Source organism: Polaromonas sp. (assembly GCF_031411155.1).
Classification (GTDB): Bacteria; Pseudomonadota; Gammaproteobacteria; order Burkholderiales; family Burkholderiaceae_C; genus Polaromonas.
Genome location: NZ_JANOAL010000012.1, coordinates 1 through 4185, shown reverse-complemented (window position 1 = coordinate 4185; position 4185 = coordinate 1). Strand labels below are relative to the sequence as shown.

Below are 4185 nucleotides of genomic sequence, written 5' to 3'. Positions count from 1 at the left end.
TGCACATCGCGCCAGTGGTCCGGCGAATCCGCATTCCCGGCCCACTTCTCCGCAAAGCCCACGCTGCCCGTGAAGCCGACCTTGCCATCGATGACGAGGATGCGCCGGTGCGTCCGCCGGTTCAGCTTATCCACCCGCCAGGAGCGCGTCGGATGGTAGTAAGCGAACGTGCAGCCCGCATCGCGAAAAGCCTTCTCATCCGCATTCGTAAACTCGCTGCCCGATCCGATGCCGTCCAGCAACACCCGCACGGATCGGGTCTTGTTCTTCAGCACCGACTGGAAGTGTGTCTCCAGCCGGCGGTTTTTGGACAGCAGATCGTTCAGGTCGCGGTACAAAAAGCGGTATTGCCAGATCAGTTCGAACAGCGTGTGCATGTAAAACCAGGCATCTTCCACGTCACGCACGCCGTCGCTGGCGTTCAGCAGTTCATTCAGCGAGCGTTCGTAGCGGTCAAACAGCGAGTTGATCAGCTCATCTTTGGCGGGGTAGTGGTAATAGAGGTTGCCGGGGCTGATGCTGAGTTCGGCAGAAATCAGGGTGGTCGAAACATTCGGTTCGCCAAAGCGGTTGAACAGGTCCAGCGTGACCTCCAGAATGCGCTCGGCGGTTCGGCGCGGCGCTTTTTTCGCCATGGTTTGCTACTTTCTAATTTTTCGTACTCTAACCCAGCACCTCAATGCCGGGAACTAGGGAAGTCCAGCAGCCCTTTCTCAGGTGGGCGCCAGGCCGCGCATTGCAGCGGGCAAGGTCACGCAGGCGTGGCTGATGTCTTCCATCATCTCTTCAAGTGAGGCGATGGCGCGGCCGACGCGGGTGGCGGCGGGCGTCTTGGCCACCAGGTGGCGCCTGGGGTCGCCCAGCACGTCCAGGTTCAGCGACACGCCGTGGCGCGCCAGCTTGGCGGACAGCGTGGTCTTGCGCGAGCGCAGCATCTGCCGGGTGCTCTGGTAGGCGTGCTCGGCCAGCTCGCGGCGCTGGCGGTAGCTGAAGGTGTTGGCCAGAAACATCTCGGTGTCGCGGCCATCGGGCTCCAGCAGCACGATGTCGGTGTCGGGGTAGACCTGCTCGTAGTGCCGCATGCCGAGCTCCAGCCGCGAGTGGATCATGGAGCGAAAGGTCTGGCTCATCACGGCCGGCAGGCCGCCGCTGACGATGCGCGGTATCGCCTGTTTCTCGGGCGGCAGGCCGCGCCGCATGACGCGCTGGTTCATGGCCAGCGCGGGCCGGCGCGTGGCATCAAACGGCACCAGCGGGTTCAGGCAGAACATCAGGTCAATGCCTTCGTCCAGCGCCACGGCGGCGTGCATGGTTTTCTTCAGCGCGCCATCGACGTAGTAATGGTTGTCAATTTCGACCGGCGGAAACAGCCCGGGCAGGGCCGAGCTGGCCTGCACCGCCTTGGAGATGGGCACATGGTCCAGGCCGGGCCGCCCGAAAGGCGCCGCGTCGCCGCTGTCCAGGTTGGTGGCGACCAGTGTCAGGCGGGTGCCGAGCTGGCGAAAGTCATTGGTGCGGCCGGGTTTGGAAAACAGCCGGGCCAGCCGCACATCAATTTCGTTGTTGGAGAAAATGCCCGTGGGCAGGGCCGGGCCCAGCGTTTCGAGGGCGTGCACCAGCGACTTGCGGCCAAGGGTGGCCTGCCACAAAGCCGAGGCGGCCAGGCCCGGCAACATGACGCTGCGCCGCAAAAACTCGCCATAGGCCGGCACCATCAGCCAGGCCGGGTCAAACACTTCCGACACCTGGTCGTCGTTTTCAATAAAGGCGGCGCACAGCTCACGCGGCGCCATGCCGTTGGCCAGACCGGCGGCAATAAAGCCGCCCGCAGACACGCCGACGTAGTGATCCAGCCGGGTGAACGACAGGCCCTGCAGCGATTCGTCGAGCGCACAGAGCGCACCGATTTCGTAAATCGCCCCCAACGGCCCGCCACCGGCAAGGGCCAGGGCGATGCGGGGCGTTCGGGTCGACGCGCCGGTTTTTGCAGCTTGGAAAGCAGTCTTTTGGAAAGTCATGGCGGGAAAGTGTAGACGGCGTGAGCCAAAATGTTTGCTGCTTTGCAGCATGCCGGGCGGGAAGGGAGCGTCAGCAATCGGAACGCACAGGCGTAAAAAAAGGGACGAGATGTCCCTTTCTCAAATGCAGCCGGTGCTTAGGCTGCGGTAGTCGCGGGCTTGCCCTCTGCGGCTGGCTTGGCAACGGCGGGCTTGGCCGCACGCTTGGCGGCGGGGCGCTTGGCTGCGACTGGCCTGGCCACAGCGGTTTTGGCGGCTGCAGGCTTGGCGGCCTTTTTGGCGGCCGGTGCTTTGGCGCTGGCCGGGGCCTTGCCGCTCATTTTTTGCACGTTCTTGTTCAGCTCGTCGATGCGGGCGATCAGGGCGTCCACGTCGCGGGCCGATGGCACGCCGAGCTTGTTCAGGGCCTTGGCCACGCGCTCTTCAAAGATGTTTTCGAGCTTGTCCCACTGGGAGCCGGCCTTGGACTGGATGTCGGTCGCCATGTTGGCCATTTTGCTGGTGGCCTCGGAGATTTTCTCTTCAGCCACGGATTGGGTCTTGCGCTGAATGGCCAGGCCTTCCTTGATCAGGGTTTCAAACACCTTGCCGCCGCCTTCTTGCGCCTTGGAAAAAGCGCCCAGACCTGCCAGCCAGATTTGCTGGGCCGACTCCTTGACGGCGCCGGACAGGTGGGGGGCGGATTTTTTATCGGCGCTCATTTTTTGCAGTTTCTTGACCATGGGGGACTCCAGACTTGAGGGATGAGAAATTTGCGCTGGCAACACGCCGCGCACACCCGAGAATGTAAGCGCTCCGGGCGGCGGCGTTTAGATGCGGGCTTCTAGAGCGTTAGGGGTCTCGCTCTATGGAAAAACGAGCGCCAAAGCCCCGGGCGCGGGTTTTTGCTGAATAGACAGTGCTATGGTTTAAGCAAGAATCAATTTTTCAACCGCAACGCAAAGCAGCGCATAAGCAAATAAGGACAATGACAATGCAGTATTTCGTCACGGGAGCCACAGGCTTCATTGGTAAACGCCTGGTTAAAAAACTCCTGGAGCGAAAAGGGTCCACGGTGCACTTCCTGATCCGCAAGGAGAGCGCCGGCAAGCTGGCCGCGTTGCGCGAGTACTGGGGCGTCAGCGCCGCCAGGGCGGTGGCTGTGCATGGCGACCTGACCAGCAAAAAGCTCGGTGTCAGCAGCGATGACGTCAAAAAACTCAAGGGCCAGATTGACCACTTCTACCATCTGGCGGCGGTGTATGACCTGAGCGCCGACGCAGAAAGCCAGACGGCGGTCAACATCGATGGCACCCGCAACACGGTTGAATTCGCCAAGGCGATTGACGCCGGGCACTTTCACCATGTCAGTTCCATTGCGGCCGCCGGCCTGTACGAAGGCGTGTTCCGCGAAGACATGTTTGAGGAAGCCGAGAACTACGAGCACCCCTACTTTCTGACCAAGCACGAGAGCGAAAAAATCGTGCGCAAGGAATGCAAGGTGCCCTGGACAGTGTTTAGGCCCGCCATGGTGGTGGGCGACAGCAGCACCGGCGAGATGGACAAGATCGACGGGCCCTACTATTTCTTCAAGCTGATCCAGCGCATGCGGCAGCTGCTGCCGCCGTGGATGCCGGCCGTGGGGCTGGAGGGCGGGCGCGTCAACATCGTGCCGGTCGATTTCGTGGTCGATGCGCTGGACCACATCAGCCATAAAACGGCCATCGCCAAGAAGTGCTTCCATCTGGTGGACCCGGTCGGCTACCGGGTGGGCGATGTGCTGGATATTTTCAGCCGGGCCGCGCACGCGCCCAAGATGAACCTGTTCGTCAACGCCGCGCTGCTGGGTTTCATTCCACGCAGCGTCAAAAAGAGCCTGATGGCGCTGGCGCCGGTGCGACGGGTGCGCAATGCCGTGCTGGCAGATCTGGGCTTGCCCGAGGACATGCTGACATTCGTCAACTACCCGACCCGGTTTGACAGCCGCGACATGACGGCCGCGCTCAAGGGTTCAGGCATCGAATGCCCCAACCTGAAGGATTATGCGTGGCGCCTGTGGGACTACTGGGAGCGGCATCTCGACCCGGACCTGCACATTGACCGCTCGCTCAAGGGCACCGTCGGCGGCAAGGTGGTGCTGGTCACCGGCGGCTCATCAGGCATTGGCCTGGCCGCCGCGCACAAGTTT

General features: G+C 62.1%; 4 protein-coding genes. 1 reads left to right on the top strand and 3 read right to left on the bottom strand.

Features of this window, described 5'->3' with window-relative positions:
* The 3 genes from RMO23_RS00530 to RMO23_RS00520 form a co-directional block, all read right to left on the bottom strand.
* Window positions 1–635, bottom strand: a 635-nt coding sequence (locus tag RMO23_RS00530; RefSeq protein ID WP_309678024.1) for a TetR/AcrR family transcriptional regulator, incomplete at its 3' end; no start/stop codon positions are given.
* 78 nt (window positions 636–713) lie between these two features.
* Window positions 714–2018 carry a patatin-like phospholipase family protein gene (locus tag RMO23_RS00525; RefSeq protein ID WP_309678023.1) on the bottom strand — a complete coding sequence of 435 codons (1305 nt, stop codon included), beginning with the start codon at window positions 2016–2018 and terminating at the stop codon, window positions 714–716.
* A 137-nt stretch (window positions 2019–2155) separates the two neighbouring features.
* On the bottom strand, window positions 2156–2740 hold the full coding sequence (locus tag RMO23_RS00520) for a phasin family protein (protein WP_309678022.1): 585 nt from the start codon (window positions 2738–2740) through the stop codon (window positions 2156–2158).
* Between the two features lie 251 nt (window positions 2741–2991).
* On the opposite strand from RMO23_RS00520, the gene RMO23_RS00515 reads away from it, so the two are divergent.
* A partial coding sequence (locus RMO23_RS00515) for an SDR family oxidoreductase (RefSeq protein WP_309678021.1) occupies window positions 2992–4185 on the top strand: 1194 nt, incomplete at its 3' end.

What these genes read in the sequence shown, in the direction of transcription:
- RMO23_RS00525 (WP_309678023.1), bottom strand. Translation starts at nt 2,018, where the DNA reads ATGACTTTCCAAAAGACTGCTTTCCAAGCTGCAAAAACCGGCGCGTCG.
- RMO23_RS00520 (WP_309678022.1), bottom strand. Translation starts at nt 2,740, where the DNA reads ATGGTCAAGAAACTGCAAAAAATGAGCGCCGATAAAAAATCCGCCCCC.